The organism is Wenyingzhuangia aestuarii, assembly GCF_011927765.1.
Lineage (GTDB): Bacteria > Bacteroidota > Bacteroidia > Flavobacteriales > Flavobacteriaceae > Wenyingzhuangia > Wenyingzhuangia aestuarii.
Window position 1 is genome coordinate 1 of sequence record NZ_JAATJG010000004.1, and the last position, 25,555, is coordinate 25,555.

21 protein-coding genes and 1 pseudogene are annotated in these 25,555 nt (G+C 31.4%); 19 read left to right on the plus strand and 3 right to left on the minus strand.

Annotated elements, in window-relative coordinates; translation table 11 throughout:
- Positions 1 to 275 precede the first annotated feature (275 nt).
- From GGR97_RS04750 to GGR97_RS04780, 8 genes and pseudogenes are all read left to right on the plus strand, one after another.
- Positions 276 to 2,315 (plus strand): annotated as a pseudogene (locus GGR97_RS04750) (glycoside hydrolase family 95 protein); the annotation flags it as partial.
- Positions 2,316 to 2,327: 12 nt separating this feature from the next.
- Entirely contained in the window at positions 2,328 to 2,567 is a 240-nt protein-coding gene (locus tag GGR97_RS15445; protein ID WP_394352676.1) for a glycoside hydrolase family 95-like protein, read from the plus strand.
- A 214-nt stretch (positions 2,568 to 2,781) separates the two neighbouring features.
- Entirely contained in the window at positions 2,782 to 4,455 is a 1,674-nt protein-coding gene (locus tag GGR97_RS04755; RefSeq protein ID WP_209272321.1) for a DUF6377 domain-containing protein, read from the plus strand.
- A gap of 306 nt (positions 4,456 to 4,761) precedes the next feature.
- On the plus strand, positions 4,762 to 7,878 hold the full coding sequence (locus tag GGR97_RS04760) for a SusC/RagA family TonB-linked outer membrane protein (RefSeq protein ID WP_167897378.1): 3,117 nt from the start codon (positions 4,762 to 4,764) through the stop codon (positions 7,876 to 7,878).
- 15 nt (positions 7,879 to 7,893) lie between these two features.
- Positions 7,894 to 9,408, plus strand: coding sequence for a RagB/SusD family nutrient uptake outer membrane protein (locus tag GGR97_RS04765; RefSeq protein WP_167897379.1), 1,515 nt, complete (start codon positions 7,894 to 7,896; stop codon positions 9,406 to 9,408).
- Positions 9,409 to 9,427: 19 nt separating this feature from the next.
- Positions 9,428 to 10,315: a hypothetical protein gene (locus tag GGR97_RS04770; RefSeq protein ID WP_167897380.1), complete on the plus strand. Its 888-nt coding sequence runs from the start codon at positions 9,428 to 9,430 to the stop codon at positions 10,313 to 10,315.
- Positions 10,316 to 10,408: 93 nt separating this feature from the next.
- Positions 10,409 to 11,851: a glycoside hydrolase family 30 protein gene (locus GGR97_RS04775; protein WP_167897381.1), complete on the plus strand. Its 1,443-nt coding sequence runs from the start codon at positions 10,409 to 10,411 to the stop codon at positions 11,849 to 11,851.
- 15 nt (positions 11,852 to 11,866) lie between these two features.
- Positions 11,867 to 13,351, plus strand: a complete 1,485-nt coding sequence (locus GGR97_RS04780; protein ID WP_167897382.1) for a glycoside hydrolase family 30 protein — start codon at positions 11,867 to 11,869, stop codon at positions 13,349 to 13,351.
- Between the two features lie 85 nt (positions 13,352 to 13,436).
- On the opposite strand, the gene GGR97_RS04785 is transcribed toward GGR97_RS04780, so the two are convergent.
- Positions 13,437 to 15,089 carry a SulP family inorganic anion transporter gene (locus tag GGR97_RS04785; protein WP_167897383.1) on the minus strand — a complete coding sequence of 551 codons (1,653 nt, stop codon included), beginning with the start codon at positions 15,087 to 15,089 and terminating at the stop codon, positions 13,437 to 13,439.
- 72 nt (positions 15,090 to 15,161) lie between these two features.
- Positions 15,162 to 15,806 (minus strand): rhomboid family intramembrane serine protease, encoded by a 645-nt coding sequence (locus tag GGR97_RS04790; RefSeq protein WP_167897384.1) that lies wholly within the window; start codon positions 15,804 to 15,806, stop codon positions 15,162 to 15,164.
- A 62-nt stretch (positions 15,807 to 15,868) separates the two neighbouring features.
- Here GGR97_RS04790 and GGR97_RS04795 point away from each other — a divergent pair, with 62 nt between their 5' ends.
- From GGR97_RS04795 to GGR97_RS04840, 10 genes are all read left to right on the plus strand, one after another.
- Positions 15,869 to 16,783 carry a lysophospholipid acyltransferase family protein gene (locus tag GGR97_RS04795; RefSeq protein WP_167897385.1) on the plus strand — a complete coding sequence of 305 codons (915 nt, stop codon included), beginning with the start codon at positions 15,869 to 15,871 and terminating at the stop codon, positions 16,781 to 16,783.
- A gap of 5 nt (positions 16,784 to 16,788) precedes the next feature.
- Positions 16,789 to 17,637, plus strand: coding sequence for a LytR/AlgR family response regulator transcription factor (locus GGR97_RS04800; RefSeq protein WP_167897386.1), 849 nt, complete (start codon positions 16,789 to 16,791; stop codon positions 17,635 to 17,637).
- A 149-nt stretch (positions 17,638 to 17,786) separates the two neighbouring features.
- The gene (locus GGR97_RS04805) at positions 17,787 to 19,247 is read left to right on the plus strand and encodes a phytoene desaturase family protein (protein WP_167897387.1); all 1,461 of its coding nucleotides are present in this window, start codon (positions 17,787 to 17,789) and stop codon (positions 19,245 to 19,247) included.
- Positions 19,248 to 19,252: 5 nt separating this feature from the next.
- Complete coding sequence (locus tag GGR97_RS04810; RefSeq protein ID WP_167897388.1) at positions 19,253 to 20,089, plus strand: phytoene/squalene synthase family protein; 837 nt, start codon at positions 19,253 to 19,255, stop codon at positions 20,087 to 20,089.
- A 40-nt stretch (positions 20,090 to 20,129) separates the two neighbouring features.
- Entirely contained in the window at positions 20,130 to 20,555 is a 426-nt protein-coding gene (locus tag GGR97_RS04815) for a hypothetical protein (RefSeq protein ID WP_167897389.1), read from the plus strand.
- Complete coding sequence (locus GGR97_RS04820; RefSeq protein ID WP_167897390.1) at positions 20,548 to 21,006, plus strand: sterol desaturase family protein; 459 nt, start codon at positions 20,548 to 20,550, stop codon at positions 21,004 to 21,006. Before GGR97_RS04815 ends, GGR97_RS04820 begins: the two co-directional genes overlap by 8 nt.
- Complete coding sequence (locus GGR97_RS04825) at positions 21,006 to 21,695, plus strand: lycopene cyclase domain-containing protein (protein WP_167897391.1); 690 nt, start codon at positions 21,006 to 21,008, stop codon at positions 21,693 to 21,695. The genes GGR97_RS04820 and GGR97_RS04825 overlap by 1 nt, the downstream gene beginning before the upstream one ends.
- A complete protein-coding gene (locus GGR97_RS04830) occupies positions 21,682 to 22,968 on the plus strand; it encodes a cryptochrome/photolyase family protein (protein WP_167897392.1) in 1,287 nt (428 codons plus the stop codon). The genes GGR97_RS04825 and GGR97_RS04830 overlap by 14 nt, the downstream gene beginning before the upstream one ends.
- Positions 22,969 to 22,971: 3 nt before the next feature.
- Positions 22,972 to 23,355: an alkyl hydroperoxide reductase gene (locus GGR97_RS04835; RefSeq protein ID WP_167897393.1), complete on the plus strand. Its 384-nt coding sequence runs from the start codon at positions 22,972 to 22,974 to the stop codon at positions 23,353 to 23,355.
- Between the two features lie 205 nt (positions 23,356 to 23,560).
- Positions 23,561 to 24,499 carry an SGNH/GDSL hydrolase family protein gene (locus GGR97_RS04840; protein WP_167897394.1) on the plus strand — a complete coding sequence of 313 codons (939 nt, stop codon included), beginning with the start codon at positions 23,561 to 23,563 and terminating at the stop codon, positions 24,497 to 24,499.
- Positions 24,500 to 24,510: 11 nt separating this feature from the next.
- Here the strand turns inward: GGR97_RS04840 and GGR97_RS04845 are convergent, their stop codons facing one another.
- Positions 24,511 to 24,933 carry a secondary thiamine-phosphate synthase enzyme YjbQ gene (locus GGR97_RS04845; RefSeq protein WP_167897395.1) on the minus strand — a complete coding sequence of 141 codons (423 nt, stop codon included), beginning with the start codon at positions 24,931 to 24,933 and terminating at the stop codon, positions 24,511 to 24,513.
- A gap of 159 nt (positions 24,934 to 25,092) precedes the next feature.
- On the opposite strand from GGR97_RS04845, the gene GGR97_RS04850 reads away from it, so the two are divergent.
- The gene (locus GGR97_RS04850) at positions 25,093 to 25,530 is read left to right on the plus strand and encodes an Hsp20/alpha crystallin family protein (RefSeq protein ID WP_167897396.1); all 438 of its coding nucleotides are present in this window, start codon (positions 25,093 to 25,095) and stop codon (positions 25,528 to 25,530) included.
- The last annotated feature ends 25 nt before the right edge of the window (positions 25,531 to 25,555 follow it).

Here is a 25,555-nt window from a genome sequence, read left to right on the forward strand (position 1 = left end):
TTTTAAAAGGTCTAAAGTAAGTTCCAATACGAATAAATTTAAACCTCAAAAATAAAACTATCCTAATTCACACACAACTTTTGTGATTGATCCTAAAAACAGATACCATATCAATAGCTTTATATCAAATTCAACCTAAAAAACTACATTACAACCAACTAACTCATTAAGAAAGTATTTCATGAAACATTTGTGGTCTACAAATGAGAATTTTAAAGTCTTCAAATTAGATAACTTCAGAGAATCATAATTATGTACATCAATAAAAAAAATACATGAAGAATAGTATTCTTATTTTTATCAGCTTATGGAGCTATTTACTTGTTAGTCAATCCAAAGACAAAAACGCATTAAAAATATGGTTCAATCAACCTACTACAAAATGGAACCAAGGATTACCTATTGGAAACGGAAATTTAGGTGCCATGATATACGGAACTCCTAGTAAAGAAATTATTTGCTTAAACGAAGAAACTATTTGGACCGGTGGTAAAGATTACAATCGTGATAAAAAAGATGCTGGTAAATATATAGACACCATACAGCAAATGTTGTTTGAAGGAAAATATATGGATGCTGAAGATATGGTTCAAAAGAGAATTCTAACAGATAGGTTACCTTCTGGAAAAAACACCTATCAAATGTTGGCTAATTTATTTATATAATCTGATGCTTTTAAAAATATTGAGAACTATAAACGTGAATTAGATATTAAAAAGTCTATAGTTACCACCAAGTTTAACAATGAAGACATTCAATATACAAGAACTTACTTTTCTAGCTTTCCAGACAAAGCAATGGTTTACAAATACACTGCTAATAAAAAAGGAAACATCAATATTGCTAGTTGGATAAAACGTAATGAACAAACCAAAATAACGGTTACAAAGAATAATATTGAGTTTTCTGAACACGTAGGTAACGGTTATGGAGTTACATTTAATGCCCTTATTAATTTTGAGACCAAAGGAGGTACTTCTGAGGTTAAAGATGGAAAATTAATTATTAAAAATGCTGATGAAGTACTTATTAAAGTAGTAGCATCAAGCAACTATCGTGGCACTAATCCTAAAGAAGACACAAAAAACACATTAGACAAAATAGCTAATACGTCGTATAAAAAATTACTTAAAAGACATATTGTTGATTATCAATCTTTATTTAATAGACTTTCTTTTCAAATTTCTGACAACAAAATAGATGATATTCCTACAGATATACGTTTAAAGAATGTAAAACTGGGAGCTGAAGATCATTATCTAACACAGTTACAATATCAATTTGGAAGATATCTATTAATCAGTAGTTCTAGACCAGGTAATTTGCCCGCTAACTTACAAGGTATTTGGGCTACAGGGTTTACTCCTCCTTGGAATTCAGACTATCATGTAAACATTAACATTCAAATGAATTATTGGATGGCAGAAATGACAAATTTAGCAGAATGCCACGAACCTTTTTTAGAATACATTGGTAATTTAAGAGAAATGGGACGTATTACAGCTAAAAAAACATACAACTCTAGAGGGTTTGTAGCACACCACACAAGTGATCCTTGGCACACAACTGCTGCCTTTGGAAAAGCAAGATATGGTATGTGGCCCATGGGAGCTGCTTGGGCTTGTCAGCATTTATTTACTCATTATGAATATACCGAGAATTCTAAATATTTAAAAGAACATGCTTATCCTATTATGAAAGAAGCAGCTTTGTTTTTTGTTGATTTTATGGTAAAAGATCCTAAAACAGGACTTTTTGTTACTGGCCCTTCGGTATCTCCAGAAAACAATTTTTTAACCAAAGATGGCGAAAAAGCTACTTTAAACATGGGGCCAACCATGGATCGTGAAATTATATTTGAATTGTTTAGCAATTGCATCAAAGCAGCTGATATTTTAAATATTGACAAAGATTTTAGTAATCTTTTAAAAAGTAGAATTTCTCAAATGCCACCACTTAAAATTGGTCGTGATGGTAGATTATTAGAATGGGTAGAAGAATTAAAAGAAGCTCAACCAGGGCACAGGCATATCTCTCATTTGTATGCTTTACACCCATCTAACCAAATTTCAGAATCAAAAACTCCTGAACTTTTTGAAGCTGCTAAAAAAACAATAGCAGGAAGATTGTCTAAAGGTGGTGGACATACGGGTTGGAGTCGTGCTTGGATTATTAACTTTTATGCTCGTTTGCTAGAAGGAGAAAAAGCTTATGAAAATATTTTAGCCCTGCAAAGAAAATCAACCTTACCCAATTTATTAGATGTACACCCTCCTTTTCAGATTGATGGAAATTTTGGAGTGGTCTCCGGAATTACAGAAATGTTAATGCAAAGTCATAATGATGAAATTCACTTATTACCCGCTTTACCTACTGCATGGGCTACTGGAAGTATTAAAGGGATTGTTGCTAAAAAAGGATTTGAAATTGATATGAAATGGGAACAAGGAAAGTTAAAACACTTAGTTGTTATATCTAAGTTAGGAAATCCTTTAACCATCCGCCACAACAATGTTGTAAAAACTTTAAACACAACTAAAGGACAAGTTTTAAAATTTAATTATTAAATCATTTATAAAGTGTCAGCATAAAAAAAGGAGATATTCTATGTAGAATATCTCCTTTTTTATTAGAATATTAATAAGATTTATATTCTTAAAATATTTATTAAGAACATCCGTAAACAAACATGGTATTAAACAATTCCTAAAATAACAAGATCTTCAATAATTTTATTTGTCATAAACTTCTAAATTTGTATTTCTAACTGGATTTTTTTCTATGTATCTTTTCCCTATGGCTAAAACATCTATCTTTTTTACACTCTTTTTTTTATCTATTTTTTCTAACTCAATATATGCGAATAATGAACTAGATTCATTATTAGTAGTTTTAGAAGAGGAAATGCTAAAACAAAAAAATTATGATCAGCTAAAAGAACAAAGAATTGAAAACTTAAAAAAATTAAAGTCTGATCAAAATATTACTCTCGAAAACAAATACTTTATAAACAACAAAATTATATTGGAATACGAGTATTATAGTTTTGATAATGCTCTCTTTTTTATAGAAGAAAACATATCTATTTCCGAGCAACTAGACAATAACTATTTTATCAAAGAATCATCATTAAAACTAGCTAAGTTATTAGCTATGTCTGGTCGATTTAAAGAATCTATAGATATATTAAATGAAATTCACAGAACCAACATTCCTAAGGAGCTGTTACAAGAGTATTTTTTTAATTACCAAAGATGCTATTCTGAACTCAATTACTATTCTATTGTAAAAAGTACCAAGCAGAGATATATTAATTTATTTCATGCCTACAAAGATTCACTTAATATAGAAATTGCTAAACTCAACCCTAACTCTTTACCTGCCTTAGCGTTGGCAGAAGAAAGTTATAGAGATAAAGGAGAGTATGCAAAAGCTTTAGCATTAAACACCAAAAGACTATCACAAGTAAAATTAGGAACCCGCGAATACTCTATGATTGCTTTTGAAAGGTCTTATACAAGTTATGATTATTTAAAAGAGAAAACGGATCAAAAAAAATATTTAGCATTATCTGCAATTTCAGACATCAAAGCATCCGTAAAAGATAATGCATCACTAACAACTTTAGCTGTTATCCTTTTTGAAGAAGGCTATGTAGATAAAGCACATAAATACATCAGCTTTTCTTTTGATGATGCTAAATTTTACAATTCACAACTTCGTTTTTTAAACATATCTAACATTCTTCCTTTAATTTCTAAATCTTACGAAACACAAAGTACCATCCAAAAAACAAAACTTAAACAATCTCTTATCTTTATTAGTGTATTGTTTGTTATTCTTATAGGAGCTCTGTTTTATATATTTAAGCAATTTAAGAAGTTAGAGTTTGCTCGTAATAAATTAAAATCAGCCAATAATCAACTAAAAGATTTAAACAATCAATTAAGCTACACCAATAAAGATCTAAAAAGACTATATGAAGAGCTGTCTGCTTCTGATAGAATTAAAGAACAATATATTGGTACATTTTTAAACCTGTATTCTGAGTATATAAACAAGCTTGATGTATACCGAAAAATGGTGGTCAAAGATTTAACCACAAATAAAATAAATGCTTTACTTGAGATTACAAAATCAAAACAAGTTATTGAAAGTGAACTGAAACTATTTTACTCTAATTTTGATGAATCTTTTTTACATATCTATCCCAATTTTGTTCAAGACATAAATGCTTTATTAAAAGAAGATAAAAAAATTGTTGTTAAAAAAGGAGAACTCTTAAATACTGAGTTAAGAATTTATGCACTAATAAGATTAGGTATAACCAATAGCACTAAAATTTCTAAAATACTTAGATACTCTGTTAACACTATTTATAACTATCGTGTTAAGAACAGAAACGCTGCCATTAATAGAGATGAATTTGAGAATATGGTTAAAAAAACACCTTAAAACCAAAATATTCCTAAATAAAAAAGTTTTAATTAAAATATCTACATACTTTAAAACAAAAAAAAGAAAAAAAACTTACATTTATATTACACTTCAACTACTATTTTATTTTCACATAAAAATATAAATAACTAAAAAAACAGGTTTTTAAATATTAAAAACCTTAAACACAACTACCAATTTTCTACTTCTAGTTGTACTACGGACTTTTCTTGACTTAGTTTGTATCATGGTTATTGAATCTATCTCACTCCTAAATAAGTTAGGATAGCTTAAATAATCACTGAACTTAAAATCAAACTAAATATGAAAAAACATTTTTCAAACTTTAAGTCGTTAACTATTTTATTTATGATAATATCTTGGTCAGCTTTTGCACAAGAAATGTCTGTAAGTGGAAATGTAATAGACAACGCAGGTTTTCCTATTCCGGGAGTAAACATTATTGAAAAAAACACCAATAAAGGTGTTATGACAGATTTTGATGGTAACTTCATCATTAACAATGTAAAAAAAGGAGCTACTTTAACATTCAGTTACATGGGTTATACTACACAAAATGTAATTATTGGTAGCGATTCAAATTTAAAGATTACTTTAAAACAAGACCTCGCTCAACTAGAAGAAGTAGTGGTGGTTGGTTATGGAACTCAGAAAAAAAGTGTGGTTACTGGAGCCATTTCTGGAGTTAAAGAAAGTGAGTTAGAAGACCTTCCTATTACCAGAGTAGAACAAACTCTACAAGGTAGAGTCTCTGGGGTAACCATTGCTTCAAATTCGGGTCAACCTGGATCTTCTTCTACCGTTAGAGTAAGAGGAATTACTACATTAGGAAGTAATGAACCTCTTTGGGTCGTAGATGGTGTTGTGGTAGATGCTGGAGGAATTGGATATTTAAACCAATCAGATATTGCATCTGTTGAAGTTTTAAAAGATGCTGCCTCTCAAGCTATTTATGGAGCAAGAGCTGCAACAGGAGTAATACTTATTACTACTAAAAAAGGAAAATCAGGAAAGTTAAGCGTTAACTATAACGGATATACTGGTGTTTCTTCTGCAGCAAATAAACTAGATTTATTAAACGCAACAGAATATACCACTTTATTAAATGAAAAATCTGTTAATGGTGGTGGTTCAATTCTATTTTCTAACCCACAATCTTACGGTGAAGGAACAGATTGGCAATCAGAAATTTTTAACAATAGTGCACAAAGAACAAGTCATGAACTAAGCTTAAGTGGTGGTAATGATGTTTCTAAGTACTATGCTTCTTTTGGATATACAGATCAAGAAGGAATTGTGATGAGTGATATTTCTAAATACACTAGAAAAAACATTCGATTAAATTCTACCCACAATATTTCGGACAAACTAAGGTTTGGTCAAACAATAGGATTCTCTAACGAGAAAAACAAAGGTATTGGAAATACCAATAGCGAATTTGGAGGACCATTGGCTTCTGCCATTAACTTAGATCCTTTAACACCTACGGTAGAAACAGACCCTACAAAAGCATCACTTGCCCCTTATACCAATAATGGAGCTTTTAGAGATGCTAACGGAAATCCTTATGGTATTTCTGGTTTAGTAGCACAAGAAATATCTAATCCATTAGCCTATCAACAAACTCTTTTAGGCAACTCTAGCTGGTCTGATAATTTTGTAGGAAACGCTTATGTAGAGTACGAACCAATTAAAGGATTGACTTTTAGATCAACTTTAGGAGCTAAACTAGCTTACTGGGGTTATCAAAATTACACGCCTGTTTCTTATTTAAACGCATCATCTATTGTTACACAAAACAATATTTCTAGAGGAACTAACAAAGGTTTTGGATGGAATATTGAAAACATCGTATCCTATTCAAATAGTATCAACAAACACAACTTTAATATTTTATTAGGTCAAGGTGCATATGTTGATAATATTACAAATGGTGAAACAGTAACCTATTACAACATTCCTGTAGATAGTTACAAAGATGCTTCTTTTAATTATAGTGTGGCAACAGATCAAATTAATGCCTCTGCCTCCACAGGTGTAGAACATAGAGTAACTTCTTTATTCTCAAGGTTAACGTATAATTTTGATGAAAAATATTTATTGACAGCTATTATCAGAAGAGATGGTTCTTCTAGATTTGGAAGCAACAATAAATATGGATATTTCCCTTCTTTTTCAGCAGGTTGGGTACCATCTAAAGAAGGCTTTTGGAAAGATAACGAAGTTATCAATCAATTAAAAATAAGAGGAGGTTATGGAGTTACTGGGAATGATAACATTGGTGATTTTAGATACCTATCAACCGTTGGTGGAGGAAGAGACTACACTATTGGAACCTCAGGTTCTGTAACCATTGGTAACAGCCCTGATGCACCTTCTAACCCAGATTTAAAATGGGAAGAAACTAGTCAACTTAACATTGGTTTTGACAGTAGATTGTTTCAGAGATTTAACATCGCTTTTGATTGGTACAAAAAAGAAACCACAGGTATTTTACAAAGCGTGACTATTCCTGGTTATGTTGGAGCAGTAGGTAACCCTACAGGAAATGTTGCTGATATGAAAAACACAGGAATTGATTTAGAAGTTGGTTATAACAAACAGTTTAACGAAGTTAATTTTTCTTTAAACGGAAATGTTTCTTACTTAGAAAACGAAGTTACCTTTTTAGGAAATGGTGTTGACTTTTTATCGGGTGGAGAAAGCATACAGTCTAGCACCTACCCTATTACAAGAACTCAAGTAGGACAAGCAGTAAATTCATTTTACGGTTTTAAAACTAACGGAATTTTTCAAAACCAAACCGAAATTGATACGTATGTAAATTCATCTGGAACGGTTATTCAACCCAATGCAAGACCGGGAGATTTTAAATGGAAAGATTTAGATGATGATGGAAATATAGATGCTGATGACAGAACCTTTTTAGGAAGTTCTATTCCAAAATTCACCTTTGGTATTACACTAAACATGGATTATAAAAATTTCGATTTAATGGTCTTTGCACAAGGAGCTAGTGGCAATAAAATTTTCCAAGGTTTAAGAAGATTAGATATAGAAAATGCTAACTATCAAACAACTGCACTTAATAGATGGGTAGGTGAAGGAACTTCAAACAGTTTTCCTAGACTAACTTCTAATGACTCTAACAACAACTTCTCTAATCCTTCTGATTTTTATCTTGAAGATGGTGATTATTTAAGATTTAAAACCATACAATTAGGATACACAATCCCTTCAAAAATAGTAAGTAAGTATCATATCGATAAACTACGAATTTATTTCACTGCAGAAAACTTGTTCACTTTTACAAAGTACAGCGGTTACGATCCAGAAATTGGAGGTGGCGTTTTTGGAATTGATCGTGGATATTATCCTCAAGCAAAAACAAATCAAATTGGAATTAACTTACAATTTTAATAAAACTATTGAGATATGAAAAAACTAATAAATATTAAAAACATATACTTTGGGTTAATAGTAACTCTTTTAATTTCATCTTGTGGTAAAGATTTTTTAGAAGTAGAACCTAAAGGTACGTCACTAGAAGACAATTATTACACCAACGAATTTGAAGCTTATTCTGGTTTAGTGGCTGTTTATGATGTGATAGGAAAACAATCTAGAGGATTCGAAAACATGATTATTTTAATGAACTCTGGTTCTGATGATCACTACGCAGGTGGAGGTAGTTCAGCAGATGGTTCACAATTACAAGCATTTTCTAACTACACCATAAGCGAATCTAATATGGCTGTTAGTTATTGGAGCGATTTTTATCAAGGTATTTTTAGAGCCAATACCCTTTTAACAAAACTTCCAGAAGTAGAGATGGATGAAGATACCAAAAAGAGGTTTACGGCAGAAACCAAAGCTTTAAGAGCCATCTATTATTTTGAATTGGTTAGAATGTTTAAAAACATCCCTTTAATTACTTCTCCTTTAGCTACAGACGAAATTTATACCGTACTACAAGCAAACCCTAATGATGTATATGCACAAATAGAAACAGATTTAACAGAGGCTATTCCTGATTTACCTAGTACTTTAAATATAGAAACTGAAGGTGGACGTTTAACACAAGGAGCAGCAAAAGCCTTACTAGGAAAAGTTTATTTGTTTGAAGGAAAAAATGATGAAGCTGCCAATCAACTAGCAGAGGTTAACGGAACTCCAGGAGAAACAAGTCCTTATGGGTATAAATTACTTGACAATTTTTCTGATTTATGGTCAATAAGTAACATTTACAATACAGAATCTATTATAGAAGTAGCGCACACAGACCAGAGCAATGCTGACTGGGGAAACTGGGGCTGGGGTAATGATGAAGGAAATAGCTTAAATGTAATGGTAGGCCCTAGAGGTTTTGTAAGATCCAACGGTTCTTCTTCTCCTGATTATGCAACAGGTTGGGGATTTGGAATTATCACTCAAAGTTTATATGATGCTTTAGATGGAGATCCTAGATTTGATGATACAATAGCAAACATAGGAGCTTTTGCAACTGCTGGAGAAGTAGAATATGATGAAAGCTTCCAAAACACAGGGTATTTTCTAAAAAAATTCATGCCTCTAAATTCTGATGTATCAACAGGTGGTGGTGCAAGCGCTTTAAATTACAAACAACATACCTATATGATTCGTTTGGCCGATACCTATCTTATGGAGGCAGAAGCTTTAGGAGGTACAGGAGCAAGAGCGCAAGCTTTGTTAGATGCTGTACGAGCAAGAGTAGGATTGCCATCAACACCAGTATCTATTGATGCTATTTTAAATGAACGCCGTTTAGAATTAGCCGGAGAAGGTCACCGCTGGTATGATTTAGTAAGAACAGGTAGAGCAGCAACCGTATTAGCAAACAAAGGATTTGTGGCAGGTAAAAACGAAATACTACCTATTCCATTAGTCGAATTAGAGAATACTTTATTAGAGCAAAATCCTGAATATTAATCCCTAAAATTAAAATTTTATGAACCTACATATAAAATTAAAAAACGTAGCCAAGTTTTTCTTTCTAGCTACCATAACGTCAACAATAATTTCTTGTCAGTCAGATGATATTGGAGAAGGAAACGGATTAACAACTACTGATTTAGATGCTGAATTTACCATTACAGAAGTTAGCGATGCAACCAACACTTATTTACTTACAGCAAACCATAGCTATATAAGCTCCAATTGGGATATTGATAACGGAGCGGGCTTTACTGCAGGAGGAGTCACAAAAGAAGTTTTTTTCCCAGATGCTAGTACCTATACCATTCAACATAAAGTTTTTGGAATTGGTGGGGCTTCGGCAATAACTTCTCAAACTATTAATATTGGAACCTCTGATCCACTAGTTGGAAACATTGTTAAAGGAGGAAAATTAAAAGATACTAACGATCACAATGAGTGGACAATATTAAACATAAGTGATAACGGTGCTCAATGGATTTTTAACCAAGGAAGCGCTACAATTCTAAGCACTCAAGAATGGGCTCAACAAGGTTTGTTTCAAGCTATTGAAGTTGTTAAAGATAGAAAGTACAGTATTGATATGCTGGTGGCTGCTGAAGGTAGCTTTACAAACACATGGTTTGAAGTATACGCAGGTACAACTCCCCCTGTTCAAGGTCAAGAATATTCAGACAATAGAATTATGGGGTTAAGTACTTGGGATGGTTGCGCTACATCAGCTTTTTCAGGATGGCTATCAGAAGTAGGTTGTGTTAAAAACGCTAACACAGATACTATTGATAATACAGTAACATTTTCCGAATCTGGAACCATTTATTTAGTCATAAGAAGTGGTGGTCAAGATTTTAATGCTGCCGGAATCACCATCAAAAATATTGAAATGCGAGGTGTAAAATAATCATTTAACAAATAATTGTGTTTGCTTTTGTCAAATGTTATTTATCATTTGACAAAAGTAAACATACCTAACCTCTTTTATAAAAAATCACATATGAAAATATATTATAGTTTATTATTCTATTTATTATTACTGTTAAACTATTCTTGTTCTAGTACAAATATTAATGAACAAGACAAAGAAGAAGATAATACTCCCGAAATTAGCTACAGTAATGTAAATCTTTATCTTACCAAGGCTGACAAATCTGAGTCATTTAAATTACAGCCTAACAATCCTCCATCGTACACAGAAAACATTAATTTTTCCATAACTGTAGATCCTGAGACTACTTATCAAGAAATTGATGGTTTTGGCTTTTCTTTAACAGGTGGAAGTGCACGGTTGTTGAACAATATGTTGGCTTCAGAAAGAACCAAAATATTAAATGAATTGTTTGGACAATCTACTAACAACATTGGGGTTAGCTATTTAAGAATAAGTATTGGTGCCTCAGATTTAGATGCTGAAGTTTTTTCTTACAATGATTTAAATGAAGGAGAAACAGATGTTGACTTATCAATGTTTACAATAGAAAAAGACAAAACAAACCTTATCCCTATTCTAAAAGAAATTTTAGCCATCAACCCTAATATTAAAATTTTAAGTTCTCCTTGGTCTGCCCCTACTTGGATGAAAACAAACAATGCAGCTATTGGAGGAAGCTTAAAACCTGAATACTATTCTGTTTATGCAGACTACTTTGTAAAATACATTAAAGCTTATGAAGCAGAAGGGATTACAATTGATGCAATTACCATACAGAACGAACCTTTACATGATGGAAATAATCCAAGTATGTATATGGAAGCTGTTGATCAAGCTAATTTTATTAAAAATCATTTAGGTCCTACTTTTGAAACTGAAAACATCAATGCTAAAATTATTGTTTGGGATCACAATGCTGACAATCCTAGTTATCCTATAGAAATTTACAATGATGCTTTAGCAAACAAATATGTTGATGGAGCTGCCTTTCATTTGTATGCTGGTACAATCAACAACCTTAGTATTGTGCACAATGCCTACCCTGATAAAAACCTATACTTTACTGAACAATGGGTAGGTGCAAATGGAGAGTTTAAAGATAATTTACTGTGGCATACTAGAGAAATTATTGTGGGAGCTACTAGAAACTGGAGTAAAATTGCTTTGGAATGGAATTTAGCTGCAAATTCACAATTAGAACCACACACTCCTGGTGGATGTACAGAATGTTTAGGAGCCCTAACCATTGATGGTAACAATGTAAAACGCAACGTAGCGTATTACATTATTGCACATGCCTCTAAATTTGTAGTACCCGGATCCTATAGAATTGAATCAAACTACTCTTCTGACCTGCCTAACGTAGCTTTTAAAACTCCTACAGGTCAAATTGTAGTCATTGTAGTTAACAACACTGCTATAAACAAACTATTCAACATTAAAACACCTACAGAAAACATAACAACCTCTTTAGATGCAGGGTCTGTTGGAACTTTTGTTTGGAAATAAAAAAAAAATTATATTATGAACCGTAAACATCACTTTTTAATACTTTTTGCCATTGTAATGATGTCTTGTGGAAAGGCACGTCAAAAAGAAAATTTAGTTAACAACACACAACCCAACACAGAAAAAGCAAAAACTTTTTTAAACAAAAACCTTACAGTATACACTACTGCTAAGGACACAGATTTAAAGCTTTCTAAAACCAATAATTTGGTTTTTACACCTTCTGAACAACCCAAAGAAACTGATATTACGGTCTTTGTAAACCCTAAAAAAACATTTCAATCATTTTTAGGTATTGGAGGAGCAATTACAGATGCTTCTGCTGAAGTATTTGCTACGCTAAGCAAAGAAAAACAACGTCAATTATTAAACTCTTACTATGGAGAAAATGGTATTGGTTATAATATAATCAGAACAAATATTCATAGCTGCGACTTTAGTACAGGAAGCTATACCTACATAGAAGAAGGAGATGCCGAATTAAAAACTTTTTCTATAGAAAAGGATAAGGAATATAGAATTCCAATGATTAAACAAGCTGCTAATTTAATTAAAGATGATCTTGTTTTTTACGCAAGTCCATGGAGCCCACCTGCGTTTATGAAAACAAACAACAACATGCTACATGGTGGTAAATTACTACCTAAATACAACCAAGCTTGGGCAAATTATTTTGTAAAATTCATAAAAGCCTACGAAGCCGAAGGTTTACCTGTTTGGGGAGTTACTATTCAAAATGAACCTATGGCTGTTCAAATTTGGGAATCTTGTATTTATACAGCTGAAGAAGAACGTGATTTCTTAAAAAACTATTTAGGACCTACTTTTGAAAAAGCTGGTTTAGGAGATAAAAACATTGTGGTATGGGATCATAACAGAGATTTAGTGTCGCAAAGAGCAAACACTATTTTTGAAGATAAAGAAGCAGCTAAATATGCTTGGGGTACAGGATTTCATTGGTACGAAACTTGGGCCGGAGGAGATCCTAAGTATGATAACCTAAAAAATATTAAAGAATCTTTTCCTGATAAAAACTTACTTTTTACAGAAGGATGTAACGAAAAATTTGATCCTAAAAAATATCAGTATTGGCCAAATGCAGAACGTTACGGAAATTCTATGATTAATGATTTTAACAATGGAACTGTAGGTTGGACAGACTGGAACATTTTATTAAATGAAAAAGGAGGTCCAAATCACGTTGGGAACTTATGTTTTGCTCCTGTTCATGCAGATACTCAAACGGGGGAATTAATTTACACTCCTTCTTATTACTACATTGGTCATTTTTCAAAATTCATTAAAAAAGGAGCTGTAAGAGTGAGTACTACAACCAGTAGAAGCACTATTGAGAGTACAACTTTTAAAAATCCTGACAATACCATGGTAACTGTTGTGATGAATAAAACAGAAACTAAAATAAACTATAGTTTAATGATTAATAACAGTAAGGTTACTCTAGAAATTGAACCACATGCAATTCAGTCTTTAACTTATTAACCTTAAAAAAATAAGTTCCAATAATTTAACACAAAAAAGAGGTTAACATTTTATGTTAACCTCTTTTTTAATTTATATACAAAGCTTAAATCTCATTTAATCCTTTTTTAAAAGATTCAGGATCCTCTACCAAATGATAACGAGGATCTTCTATATCTTCTATAATCATAGCTGCAAACTTAGGATCTGCTTTCTTTAATAAGATTTTACAATCTGCACTTAAGTGTCTTAATTTTACTTCTTTTCCTAATTCATTGTATTTATTCACAATATTCTTTATCGCTTCTAAACCTGAATGATCACTTACACGAGATTCAATAAAATCAATCTCAACATATTTAGGATCGTTTTTAGGGTCAAATTTTTCGTTAAATACATTTACAGAACCAAAGAATAAAGGTCCCCAAATTTCATAAGTAGGAACTCCATCTTTTACTCTTTTTCTTGCTCTAATTCTAACTGCATTTTCCCATGCAAAAACCAAAGCAGCAATAATAACTCCTGCAAATACTGCAATTGCTAAATCAAAAACTACGGTAATGGCAGATACTGCAATTAAAATAAAAGCATCCGCTTTAGGTATTTTTCTTAAAATACGAATACTAGACCATGCAAATGTTTCTATCACCATAACAAACATTACTCCTACTAAAGCAGCAATTGGTACTTGTTCTATATACTTATCAGCAAATAAAATAAAAGATAATAAAGTTAATGCCATCATAACTCCAGACAAACGTCCTCTACCCTTTGCATTGATGTTAATAACTGTTTGACCAATCATTCCACAACCACCAGTACCACCAAGTAAACCACTTGTAATGTTTCCTACTCCTTGTGCAATACATTCACGGTTACCATCTCCTCTAGTATCTGTTAATTCATCTACTAAGTTCATGGTCATTAAAGATTCTATCAACCCAACAGAGGCTGCTAAAAACGCATAGGGTAATAAGAAAGAAAATGTATCAAAGTTGATAGGTAAATTTTGCCATAACTCCATATTTGGTGTTGGAAATTCTCCTTTTAGTCCTTCTCCTCCACCTTCTCTAATATAAGATCCAACGGTAGAAACATCCATTCCAGAAATTACTACAATTAAAGTAACTACTACAATAGCAGTTAAAGATGCTGGTATTTTTTTAGTTAGTTTAGGTAGTAAAAAGATAATTGCCATAGTAAACCCTACCAAACCAATCATGGTATACAATTCTGCTCCAGACATAAAAGTAGTCAGGTAATGCTTTACTCCATCTGTAGAAACTTGTAATGTTTTGTGACTAAACATTTTTACTTGTGCCCAAAAAATGACAATGGCCAAACCGTTTACAAACCCTAACATTACAGGGTGTGGAATTAAACGTACAAAACGACCTAATTTAAAGACTCCCGCAAAAATTTGAATAAGTCCCATTAGGATAACTGCTCCTAATAAATAGAAATACCCCATATTTTCTATAGGATTGTCAAACAACATTCCTTTTTGGTGTCCTTCTTGAATCATATGAACAAAAATAACAGCTACTGCACCTGCAGCTCCAGAAATTAATCCGGGCCTACCACCAAAAACAGCTGTAATAATTCCAATAATAAATGCTCCTGATAGCGCTACTAATGGATCTATTTGTGCCACAAAGGCAAAGGCAACAACCTCAGGTATCATGGCTAATGACACCGTCATTCCTGCTAAAATATCGTCTTTTGGATTTGTAGTGAATCCTTTTAAAAACTTACTCATGCTTCTTTATTTTTTGAGGTGCAAAAATAGGTTTTAAAAGTGACCTAAACCAATAATTGAGTTCTGAATTACCTATTGAAATAGGTTCTTTTTCTGTAAAACTAACAAAACTACAATAGGAACTGCTAATAACAATGTTTGTAATGGATGCACTTGCAATACATTAGGCATCAACAAAATAGTTAATACGTAACCTGCTACGGCTCCACCAATATGTGCAGTATGACCTACATTTCCTACCTGATTTTTCATTCCATAAATAGAATAGAACAGGTATCCTATTCCAAAAACATAACCTTTAATAGCTATAGGTAATGGAAAAATGTATAATTCCATGTCTGGAAACAACACAATACTTGCATATACAATTCCAGTAACCGCACCAGAAGCTCCCACAGCAGAGTAGTACCCTTCTGATTTATGAATTACTAAAGACAATAAGTTACCTGCCAACAAACTTAATCCGTAAATTAAAAGATATTTAAATTCGTTAAAATACATTAAAACAGTACCCGAAAACAAATACAAAGCATACATATTAAACCCTAAATGCATATAATCTGCATGCAAAAAACCAGAAGAAAATAACCTGATTTTTTCACCACGTTGAACTGCTAATACATTGAACTTATATTTGTTAAAAAACATCCTATCTTTAAAACCTTGTAGGCTACACAAAACATTGGCTGCAATTAAAGCTATTACTATGAATTTCATTTTGATTGATTTAGTTTTATCCGATATATATCCGATATTTGTGTTTCCTTATTTTTATACAAATGAATAAAGACAAAATATCTTTTTGGATTTTATATCCTCTTATTTTTCTAATATCAAAATTACCACTTTGGATTTTATACGGAGTGTCAAATGCGTTATATTATTTAATCTATTATATAATTGGTTACAGAAAAAAGGTTGTTAAAAAAAACCTAAAGCTTTGTTTCCCTAATAAGTCTGAAAAAGAAAGGTTACAAATAGAGAAAAAATCTTACCGTCATTTTGTAGACATTTTTATAGAAATGTTAAAAGGATTTGGAATTCCACAAAAAGAATTAGATCGTAGATATAAATACATGAACCCTGAAATTTTTAGGGAGCTAGAAAAACTAGATAAAAGTGTTATTTTGTTAGGAGCACATCAAGGTAATTGGGAATGGTTGTTTAATATTAACAATCATACTAGTTTAAAATGTTATGGTGCTTATACAGAAGTAGAAAATCCGTACTTTGATAAATACGTAAAAGAAAATAGAGGAAGATTTGGTTCGCACTTTATTCCTACTTATGAAACCATTCCTACCATTATTTCTAATCATAAAAAAGGAGTAAAGGCTATGTATGGCTTGTTAAGTGACCAATCTCCTAGACCTAGTAAAACTCATTATTGGGCTCCCCTATTTGGAAATGTAGTTCCTATACATACAGGTGCAGAAATGTTAGCTTCTCGTTTTAATTTTGCCGTTATTTATATGCATGTAGAAATGCCTAAGCGTGGACATTACGAAATTACTTTTGAGTTGATTTCTGAAGCTCCTGAAAGAACAGATACGTATCCATTAACAGATTTGTATTGGGAAAAGTTAGAAAGAGATATTGTTGCAAATCCTGGAATTTATTTTTGGACACACAACAGGTTTAAACACATGAGAAAAGACCTTAAAAACGAAAAAATTTACGTTAAGAAAAAATAAACATTATGTGGGAACAATTTAAAGATTGGTGTAATAAGCCTTACTTTTTAATAGACAACTTAAAGATTAAATTGTCTATGGTTTTAGGAGTGGGAATATTCACATATTTGTTCTTACTTATTTTTCAACCCTACGGAATTGACAATGTAATTGCTGCCAATCCTTTTTTAATTGTTGGTTATGCTTTTTTGGTAAGCTTTAGTTTGTTTATTAGCTATTTTATTTTGCCTAAATATTTTCCATATTACTTTAGTGTTAGAAGTTGGACCATTCAAAAAGAAGCTAGCTTTCTATTGGTATCGTTTCTAATTATAAGCACGCTTAATTACTTTTATCACATTAATTTTGTTGCTGTTTATTTACCTAAATTTTCTTTTTTCAGATTTTTAGTTTCTGTATTATCTATTGGAATTTTTCCTGTGTTCTTTATCATTTTTATGGTAGAACGTTACTTGTATAAAAAGCACAATGCTCCACCAACAGATATTATTCAAAAAATAAGAAAAGAAAAAAAAGAGGTAGTAACCATTCCATCAGACAATATAAAAGTAGAGCCCTTAACTTTAGAAATTGATGATATTCTGTTTGCGCAATCTAACAATAATTACACAACTATTGTTTTTATAGAAGACAACAAGGTAAGACAAGAATTGATTAGAATTACCCTAAAAAAGGTAAACGAAATTTTAGAAAAGTATCCACAATTTGTTCGCTGTCACAGATCCTTTTTAGTAAACAAAAATGAAATTTTAGAAGTGGAAGGAAATGCACGTTCGCTACAAGTATCTTTAAAATACGTTAAAGATGTAATTCCTGTTTCTCGTTCTTTTCCTAAAGAAAAGTTGGTTTCCTAAACGTCCCAAAACTCCCATTAGTTCTATATTTAGACCTAAACCTCCCATTAATCACAAATAATTCCAAATCACACCTTATTTTACTAGGTTAACTTTTCTATTTGTATTATTGTTCTAGTTGTTGATTAAAATAACAGCTAAAACAATTTATGAAACAAGAAAAAGTAATCATTATAGGAGCTGGTTTTTCATCATTATCTGCAAGTTGTTACTTGGCAAAAAACGGATATGATGTTACTATTTTAGAAAAAAACAGTCATGTTGGAGGAAGAGCACAGCAACTAAAAAAAGAAGATTTTGTATTTGATATGGGACCTACTTTTTATTGGATGCCCGATGTGTTTGATAAATTTTTTAACGATTTTGGAAAACAAACTTCAGACTATTATCAAATAACGCAACTAGATCCAGGATACCAAGTGTATTCTGATATTGAAAACTCTATTTGTATTGCTGCTAATTTTGATACCATTGTTGCCACTTTTGAAGCAAAAGAAAAAGGAGCAGGTAAAGCTTTGCAAAAGTTTATTGCCGATGCCGAAGAAAACTACAATCTGGCTATTAAAGATTTGGTATATCAACCTGGAGAAAATGTTTTTGAAATTATTACTCCTAAAACTGCTTTAAAAGTAGGTGCCTTTTTTAGCAATATTAAATCTCAAGTAGCCAAGCATCTTAAAAACCCTGAACTAAAACAAATATTGGAATTTCCTGTATTGTTCTTGGGGGCTAAACCTGAAACAACTCCGGGGTTTTACAATTTTATGAATTATGCCGATTTTAAATTAGGTACCTGGCATCCTAACAAAGGAATGCATCAAGTAGCTGTAGGAATGGCCAACTTAGCAAAAGAATTGGGTGTAAAAATTTTATGCAATGAAAACATTAATTACATCAATCTAAAACGTAACAAAGTAAAATCTGTAATTGCCAACAACAATATTTATGAGTGTGATATTTTATTAAGTGGTGCCGATTATCATTTTACAGAATCTTTATTACCTATAAAGTTTAGACAGTATTCAGAAAAGTATTGGGATCAAAAAACCTTTGCTCCTTCTGCCCTATTGTTTTTTGTCGCTTTTGATAAAAAAATAGAAAATGTAGCACATCACACTTTATTTTTTGATACTGATTTTACCGCCCATTCAAAATCTATTTACGATACTCCTGAGTGGCCAGAAAAACCTTTATTCTATGCTAGTTTTCCTAGTATTACGGATGCCTATTTTGCTCCGGAAGGGAAAGAAGCAGGAACCTTTTTAATTCCCATTGCTCCTGGAATAGAAGATACACCAGAAATTAGAGAACAATATTTTAAAATTATTGTAGAAAGATTAGAAAAAATAACAAACCAAAGTATTGCTCCTTTCGTACGTTTTAAAGAGAGCTATTGTGTAAACGATTTTAAAGAACAATTTAACTCTTACAAAGGAAATGCATACGGTTTGGCAAACACCTTATTACAAACACATATTTTAAGACCAAAACTAAAGAGCAAAAAAATTAGTAACTTATACTTTACTGGACAGTTAACCGTACCTGGACCTGGTGTACCACCAGCCATCATTTCAGGAGAAATTGTGAGTAAATTAATCTACAAAAATTAGGAACTATGAAAGCATTATTTGATTCTACGAGTTATGAATGTAGCCAATTGGTAACCAAAAGATATAGTACCTCTTTTTCCATGGGGATACTCCTTTTTAAACCAAGCATAAGACCTGCCATTTATGCTATTTACGGTTTTGTTCGCTATGCGGATGAAATTGTAGATACTTTTACAGACTATCAACAAAAAGAATTGTTAGATGAGTTTGAAGAAGATTATTACAAAGCATTAGATAGAAAAATTAGTTTAAACCCAATTTTAAATGCTTTTCAAGAGGTTGTACTCCGTTATGACTTACAGCCTTTTGTAAAAGACTTTTTAAAAAGTATGAGACGAGATTTATCTCAAACCACCTACCAAACTCAACAAGAATACGAAGCCTATATTTATGGTTCTGCCGATGTAGTAGGATTAATGTGTTTACGTGTTTTTGTAAATAATAATGAAGAAAAATATCAGGAATTAAAACCATATGCCATGAAATTAGGTTCTGCATTCCAAAAGGTAAATTTCTTAAGAGACTTAAAAGATGATTTAGAAGGTTTAGAAAGATCTTACTTTCCAAATCTAACATCATTACCTATGGATGCACAAACCAAACACGATATTATTCTTGATATTGAAAACGATTTTAAAGAAGCATTTATAGGTGTTAAAAAATTACCTATAGAAAGTAAAATGGGAGTTTATTTGGCCTACAAGTATTATTTAAAGCTACTTACCAAACTAAAAAAGACCCATAGTGAGCAAATAATGAACGAAAGAATAAGAGTGTCTAATTCAACAAAAATATTAATTTTAATGAGAGCTTACACAAAGTACTCTTTAAGGCTAGTTTAGTATGAGAATTGTTTTAATTGCATTTTTTTTTACATTGACTATGTCCGCTCAGAATTGTGAGAAACTAACAGAAATTAGACAAATATTCCAAGCAGGAGTTCACAACCAACAACAATTAGAGGATATGATTGCTGTTTGTAAAGCATCTAACTGCACTAAAATAACTCCGTACCATGCAGCTGCTAACATGAGAAAAGCTGAATTTGTTTGGTCTCCTTTTCAGAAGTTGAGTAACTTTAATAAAGGAAAAAAAATGTTAGAAACATTTATTAGCAACAACCCTAAAAATATTGAAGCTAGATACATTAGATGGTTAACTCAAAAAATGGCTCCAAAATTTCTAGGTTATCACAATAATATTGATAAAGATTACACATACATAGTAACTAACATTTCTAAAAGTGATATTGAAAAATCGTATCAAAAAATAATGTTAGCACACTTACAAAAAATAAAAAATGAATAGTATTATTATTTATATAGCCACCACATTAGGGATCTTTTTATTTATGGAATGCATTACTTGGTGTACCCATAAATTTGTAATGCATGGTTTTTTATGGTATTTACACGAAGATCATCACCAGCCTAAATACCAAGGAGTGTTTGAAAAAAACGATGCTTTTTTTGTAATTTTTGCCATGCCAAGCATTGCTTTGTTTTATTACGGAATTAGACCCCAACTCAACTTTTTATTCTTTATTGGTTTGGGAATTCTATTTTATGGAATGGCCTATTTTTTAGTACATGACATTATTATTCACCAACGTTTTAATTGGTTTAAAAACATTAAAAATCCTTACATAAAATCTTTGCGTAAAGCACACAAAGTACATCACAAACACTTAGGTAAAGAAGAAGGAGAATGTTTTGGAATGTTATACGTTCCTATTAAATATTTTAAACAATATTTTTAATGCAATACACCTATTTAATTATAGATTTAGGCTGTTTATTAATCCCTTTTCTATGTAGTTTTTATCCCAAACATGCTTTTTACAAAGAGTGGAAACCTTTTTTTATAAGCTGTATTAGTATTGCTATTTTCTTTTTAATTTGGGATGAAATTTTTACACAACAAGCTTTTTGGGGGTTTAATCCAGATTACTTAACAGGTATTTATGTAGGTAATTTACCCATAGAAGAAATTTTGTTTTTTATATGTATTCCCTACGCTTGTTCGTTTACGTTTTTTGCTTTTCAATATTTACTTCCCCATAAAAAGAACAATCAAAAACTAATTAGAGTCAACAATGTTTTAGCCTTGTTTTTACTTGGCTTAAGTATTTTAAACTATCACAAGTGGTACACGTTTGTAACCTTTTTACTTTTAGGTGTTTTCTTACTGTATTTACAAAAAGTAAAAATCAATTTGTTCTACTATTACCTAACGTTTGTAACCATTCTTCCGTTTTTCTTTGTGAGTAACGGAATTTTAACGGGTAGTTTTTTAGAAGCTCCTATTGTATGGTATAACAATGCAGAAAATCTTGGTATTAGAATGTTTACCATTCCTGTAGAAGATATCTTTTATGGAATGTTATTAATTTTTAGCAACCTTTATGTACATCAAAAAATTAAACAAAAATTACATGCAAAAAGTTAACGTTTTTTGGTTTAGAAGAGATTTACGTTTAATGGACAATACTGCGTTAAACAAAGCTTTAGCTGATAATCTTCCGGTACTTCCTATTTTTATTTTTGATACTTCAATTTTAGAGTTTTTAGATAAAAATGATGCTCGTGTAAACTTTATCTACAATTGTTTAACTAAAATAGATGAACAATTAAAAAAGCAACATAGTAGTTTATGCATTTTAAAAGGAAAACCTATGGAGGTTTGGGAACAACTGTTTAAAGACTATCAAATTCATGCTATTTATACCAATAAGGATTACGAGCCTTATGCTTTGGAAAGAGATAGAAATGTTTACAAATTAGCCCAAGAACACAAAGCTGAATTTTATCGTTTTAAAGATCAGGTGATTTTTGAAGAAAATGAAATTGTTAAAGCTGATGGTAAACCTTACACCGTTTACACTCCCTACAAAAACAAATGGATGGCTGCTTTTAAAGAAATTAATTTAGAAACAGAAAATGGTTCTTTTGATCATTTTATCAAACAAGAAAAAGAAATTCCATCGCTTGCCCAAATAGGTTTTGAAACCTCAACTATACAAGTTGCTGAATTCAACCCAAAAAAAATTAAAGATTATGGAGATCATCGAGATTATCCTGCCATAGATCATACCACACATATTGGTCCACATTTACGATTTGGAACTTTAAGCATTCGACAAGTTATTTTAGACCTACCCGAGCAAAGCGATGTATATTTAAGTGAATTGGTGTGGAGAGAATTTTTTATGCAAATTCTGTTTCATTTTCCACAGGTTAAAAACAGAAACTTTAAACCTAAATATGATGCCATTCCTTGGCGAAATAACGAAGAAGAGTTTGCCAAATGGTGCAACGGACAAACCGGATATCCAATGGTAGATGCAGGAATGCGAGAATTGAATGCTACTGGACATATGCACAACAGAGTGCGTATGATTACGGCTGGTTTTTTATGCAAACATTTACTGATAGATTGGCAATGGGGAGAAGCCTATTTTGCCGAAAAATTATTGGATTACGAATTGGCTGCCAACAACGGAAATTGGCAATGGGCTGCTGGAACCGGTTGCGATGCGGCTCCGTACTTTAGAGTTTTTAATCCTACCACACAAATTCAACGGTTTGACAAAGATTTGGTATACATTAAAAAATGGATTCCAGAACTAGAAGAGTTAAGCTATCCTAAACCTATGGTAGATCATAAATTTGCTAGAGAACGTGCTATTGATACTTATAAACAAGCTTTACAAAACACCTAACTTATGAAAACAATTTTAAAATTAGCAGCCGTTTACAATATTTTGTGGGGAGCTTGGGTGGTTTTATTTCCCAATCATTTTTTTGATTTGGTAGGCATGCAACGTTTAAACCTACCTATGATTTGGCAAGGTGTGGGAATGATTGTAGGAGTTTACGGAATTGGTTATTGGCTAGCTTCTTACAACCCTATGAGACATTGGCCTATTGTAGCCGTTGGATTTTTAGGTAAAATTTTTGGTCCTATTGGTTTTGTTGGGAATTATATAGAGGGAATTGTTCCTTTTGAATTCTTTTACACCCTTATTTTTAATGATCTTATGTGGTGGATTCCTTTTGGTTATATTATGTATCATGTACACTATAGCTACCGTTGGAAATTAACATAAATATGTAAGTTTTTAGCTATTTACAGACTTTATTACAAAAAGATGAGTCGAAAACAGAAAGCTATAGTTATTTTAATATCAATCTTAAATCTATATATGATGATCCATCAATAATCAATATTTATTTCTATAAAAAACTCATAACACCCCATAGAACAATTTATAATTTCTCATTTTTGTTTTGATTAAAAATCATAATATATCTATGTCACTTATTACTTTTTTACAAAAGAGTTTTCTATTATTTACTGTTGTTTTCACCTCTAATAGTTTTGCTCAAACTACTTATAAAATCCCTAGCAATGTTAAGAAAATTGTTTTTCTAGGCAATAGTATCACCTACCAAGGACACTATATTAGTTATCTAGAAACTATTTTAACTCTCGAAAATCCAGCTCAAAAAAGAGAATATATTAATGTAGGATTACCTAGTGAAACTGTCTCTAAATTGTCTGAACCAAATCATGCTAATGGACAATTTCCTAGACCCAATTTACAGGAGAGATTGAAAAGAATTTTAGAAAAAACACAACCCGATTTTATTTTTGCCTCTTATGGTATAAACGATGGAATTTATTTACCTTTTAGCCCAAAACGTTTTCATAAATATAAAAAAGGAATGTTTTGGTTAAACAAACAAATCAGTAAACATAATATCCCTGTAATCTATGTTACTCCTCCAACTTATGATAAAACTGACGGAGAAGCATATAGCAATGTTATGGATTTATATGCTGATTGGTTAATGAGTTTAAAATACACACAAAATTGGAATGTAATTGACATTCATGAATCCTTAAAAAACGAATTATTAAACCATCAAAAAATCAATCCTGATTTTAGATTTACTCGCGATGGAATTCATCCTAAAGAAGAGGGACATTGGATTATTGCTAAAGAATTATTACAATCATTAGGAGTTACCAAAATACAAAACGCAACAAATATAAATGAAGCTATTGCTATGTACTCTAATGGAGATAAAATCTACAAACTTATTGATGAACGTCAAAAAATAATGAAAGATACTTGGTTAAATTATACTGGTCACAAAAGACCTAACATGGAAAAGGGTATTCCTTTACCCAAAGCCAAAGAAGCCTACAAAACTATCCAGTTAAAAATTGATGCTATTATCAAATAATCACTATAATTTTAAGCACCAAAAGCAGTAATTACTACTTTCCTAGCACCTCCGTAATTCCTATGTTCTCCCAAATAAATTCCTTGCCAAATTCCTAAATTCAACTTTCCATTAGTAATAGGATTGGTTATAGAGCTTCCTAACATAGATGCTTTTATATGTGCAGGCATATCATCACTTCCTTCATAATCGTGCTTATAATAAGGCATATCTTCCGGAACCATTTTATTAATATGTGTTTCAAAATCTAACCTTACAGTAGGATCTGCATTTTCGTTAATCGTCAAACTTGCAGAAGTATGTTTTATAAATACCTGCAACTGTCCTATTTTTATTTTTGCAATTTCGGGTATGGTTTGTAACACTTCGTCTGTAATTAAATGATATCCTCTTTTACGAGCTGGTAGCTGTATTTCTTTCTGAAAAAAATTCATAATAACCTTTCTTATTTCTAGAACGATAATACATTTTAAACTTCTATAATGCAACTTATTGATTCTTAAAAACTGTCAAAATTTCAGTTTTTTACAGATGGCATATCCTTTGATTTTTATTCAATAAAAAATTAATTGTTTAACTAAAATTTTAATAATATGTCATTAGTAAAGTTTTCAAATTCGCAACCCAACTTGTTTGATTATTTTTTTAATCAAGAGGCATTAAATGGATTAAACAAGAATTATTCAAGAACAAACACCACTATTCCTTTAGTAAACGTATCAGAAAACACAGATGGTTTTTCTATAGAAATGGCGGTTCCTGGTTTTAAAAAAGAAGATTTTAAAATAGAATTAGACAATGGAATTCTAACTATTTTATCTGAAAAAGAAATAAAAAACCAAGATGAGAACGCAGATAATTATACAATTAAAGAATATAGTTATCAATCTTTTAAAAGATCTTTTACCTTGTCTGACAGTATAGAGCAAGAAAAAATTAACGCTAGTTATACTGATGGTATTCTAAAAGTATTTGTACCTAAAAAAGAAGAAGCTAAACCAAAACCTGTTAAGGTAATTGAAGTAAGCTAAAAACAAACCTAGAGGGTTGTTTTAA

Coding starts and splice junctions, on each gene's coding strand:
- GGR97_RS04830 (WP_167897392.1), top strand. CDS start 21,682: ATGCAAAAAGTTAACGTTTTTTGGTTTAGAAGAGATTTACGTTTAATG.
- GGR97_RS04760 (WP_167897378.1), top strand. CDS start 4,762: ATGAAAAAACATTTTTCAAACTTTAAGTCGTTAACTATTTTATTTATG.
- GGR97_RS04780 (WP_167897382.1), top strand. CDS start 11,867: ATGAACCGTAAACATCACTTTTTAATACTTTTTGCCATTGTAATGATG.
- GGR97_RS04755 (WP_209272321.1), top strand. CDS start 2,782: ATGTATCTTTTCCCTATGGCTAAAACATCTATCTTTTTTACACTCTTT.
- GGR97_RS04840 (WP_167897394.1), top strand. CDS start 23,561: ATGTCACTTATTACTTTTTTACAAAAGAGTTTTCTATTATTTACTGTT.
- GGR97_RS04800 (WP_167897386.1), top strand. CDS start 16,789: ATGTGGGAACAATTTAAAGATTGGTGTAATAAGCCTTACTTTTTAATA.
- GGR97_RS04835 (WP_167897393.1), top strand. CDS start 22,972: ATGAAAACAATTTTAAAATTAGCAGCCGTTTACAATATTTTGTGGGGA.
- GGR97_RS04850 (WP_167897396.1), top strand. CDS start 25,093: ATGTCATTAGTAAAGTTTTCAAATTCGCAACCCAACTTGTTTGATTAT.
- GGR97_RS04810 (WP_167897388.1), top strand. CDS start 19,253: ATGAAAGCATTATTTGATTCTACGAGTTATGAATGTAGCCAATTGGTA.
- GGR97_RS04775 (WP_167897381.1), top strand. CDS start 10,409: ATGAAAATATATTATAGTTTATTATTCTATTTATTATTACTGTTAAAC.
- GGR97_RS04785 (WP_167897383.1), bottom strand. CDS start 15,089: ATGAGTAAGTTTTTAAAAGGATTCACTACAAATCCAAAAGACGATATT.
- GGR97_RS04765 (WP_167897379.1), top strand. CDS start 7,894: ATGAAAAAACTAATAAATATTAAAAACATATACTTTGGGTTAATAGTA.
- GGR97_RS04805 (WP_167897387.1), top strand. CDS start 17,787: ATGAAACAAGAAAAAGTAATCATTATAGGAGCTGGTTTTTCATCATTA.
- GGR97_RS15445 (WP_394352676.1), top strand. CDS start 2,328: ATGCAAAGTCATAATGATGAAATTCACTTATTACCCGCTTTACCTACT.
- GGR97_RS04845 (WP_167897395.1), bottom strand. CDS start 24,933: ATGAATTTTTTTCAGAAAGAAATACAGCTACCAGCTCGTAAAAGAGGA.
- GGR97_RS04825 (WP_167897391.1), top strand. CDS start 21,006: ATGCAATACACCTATTTAATTATAGATTTAGGCTGTTTATTAATCCCT.
- GGR97_RS04815 (WP_167897389.1), top strand. CDS start 20,130: ATGTCCGCTCAGAATTGTGAGAAACTAACAGAAATTAGACAAATATTC.
- GGR97_RS04790 (WP_167897384.1), bottom strand. CDS start 15,806: ATGAAATTCATAGTAATAGCTTTAATTGCAGCCAATGTTTTGTGTAGC.
- GGR97_RS04770 (WP_167897380.1), top strand. CDS start 9,428: ATGAACCTACATATAAAATTAAAAAACGTAGCCAAGTTTTTCTTTCTA.
- GGR97_RS04795 (WP_167897385.1), top strand. CDS start 15,869: ATGAATAAAGACAAAATATCTTTTTGGATTTTATATCCTCTTATTTTT.
- GGR97_RS04820 (WP_167897390.1), top strand. CDS start 20,548: ATGAATAGTATTATTATTTATATAGCCACCACATTAGGGATCTTTTTA.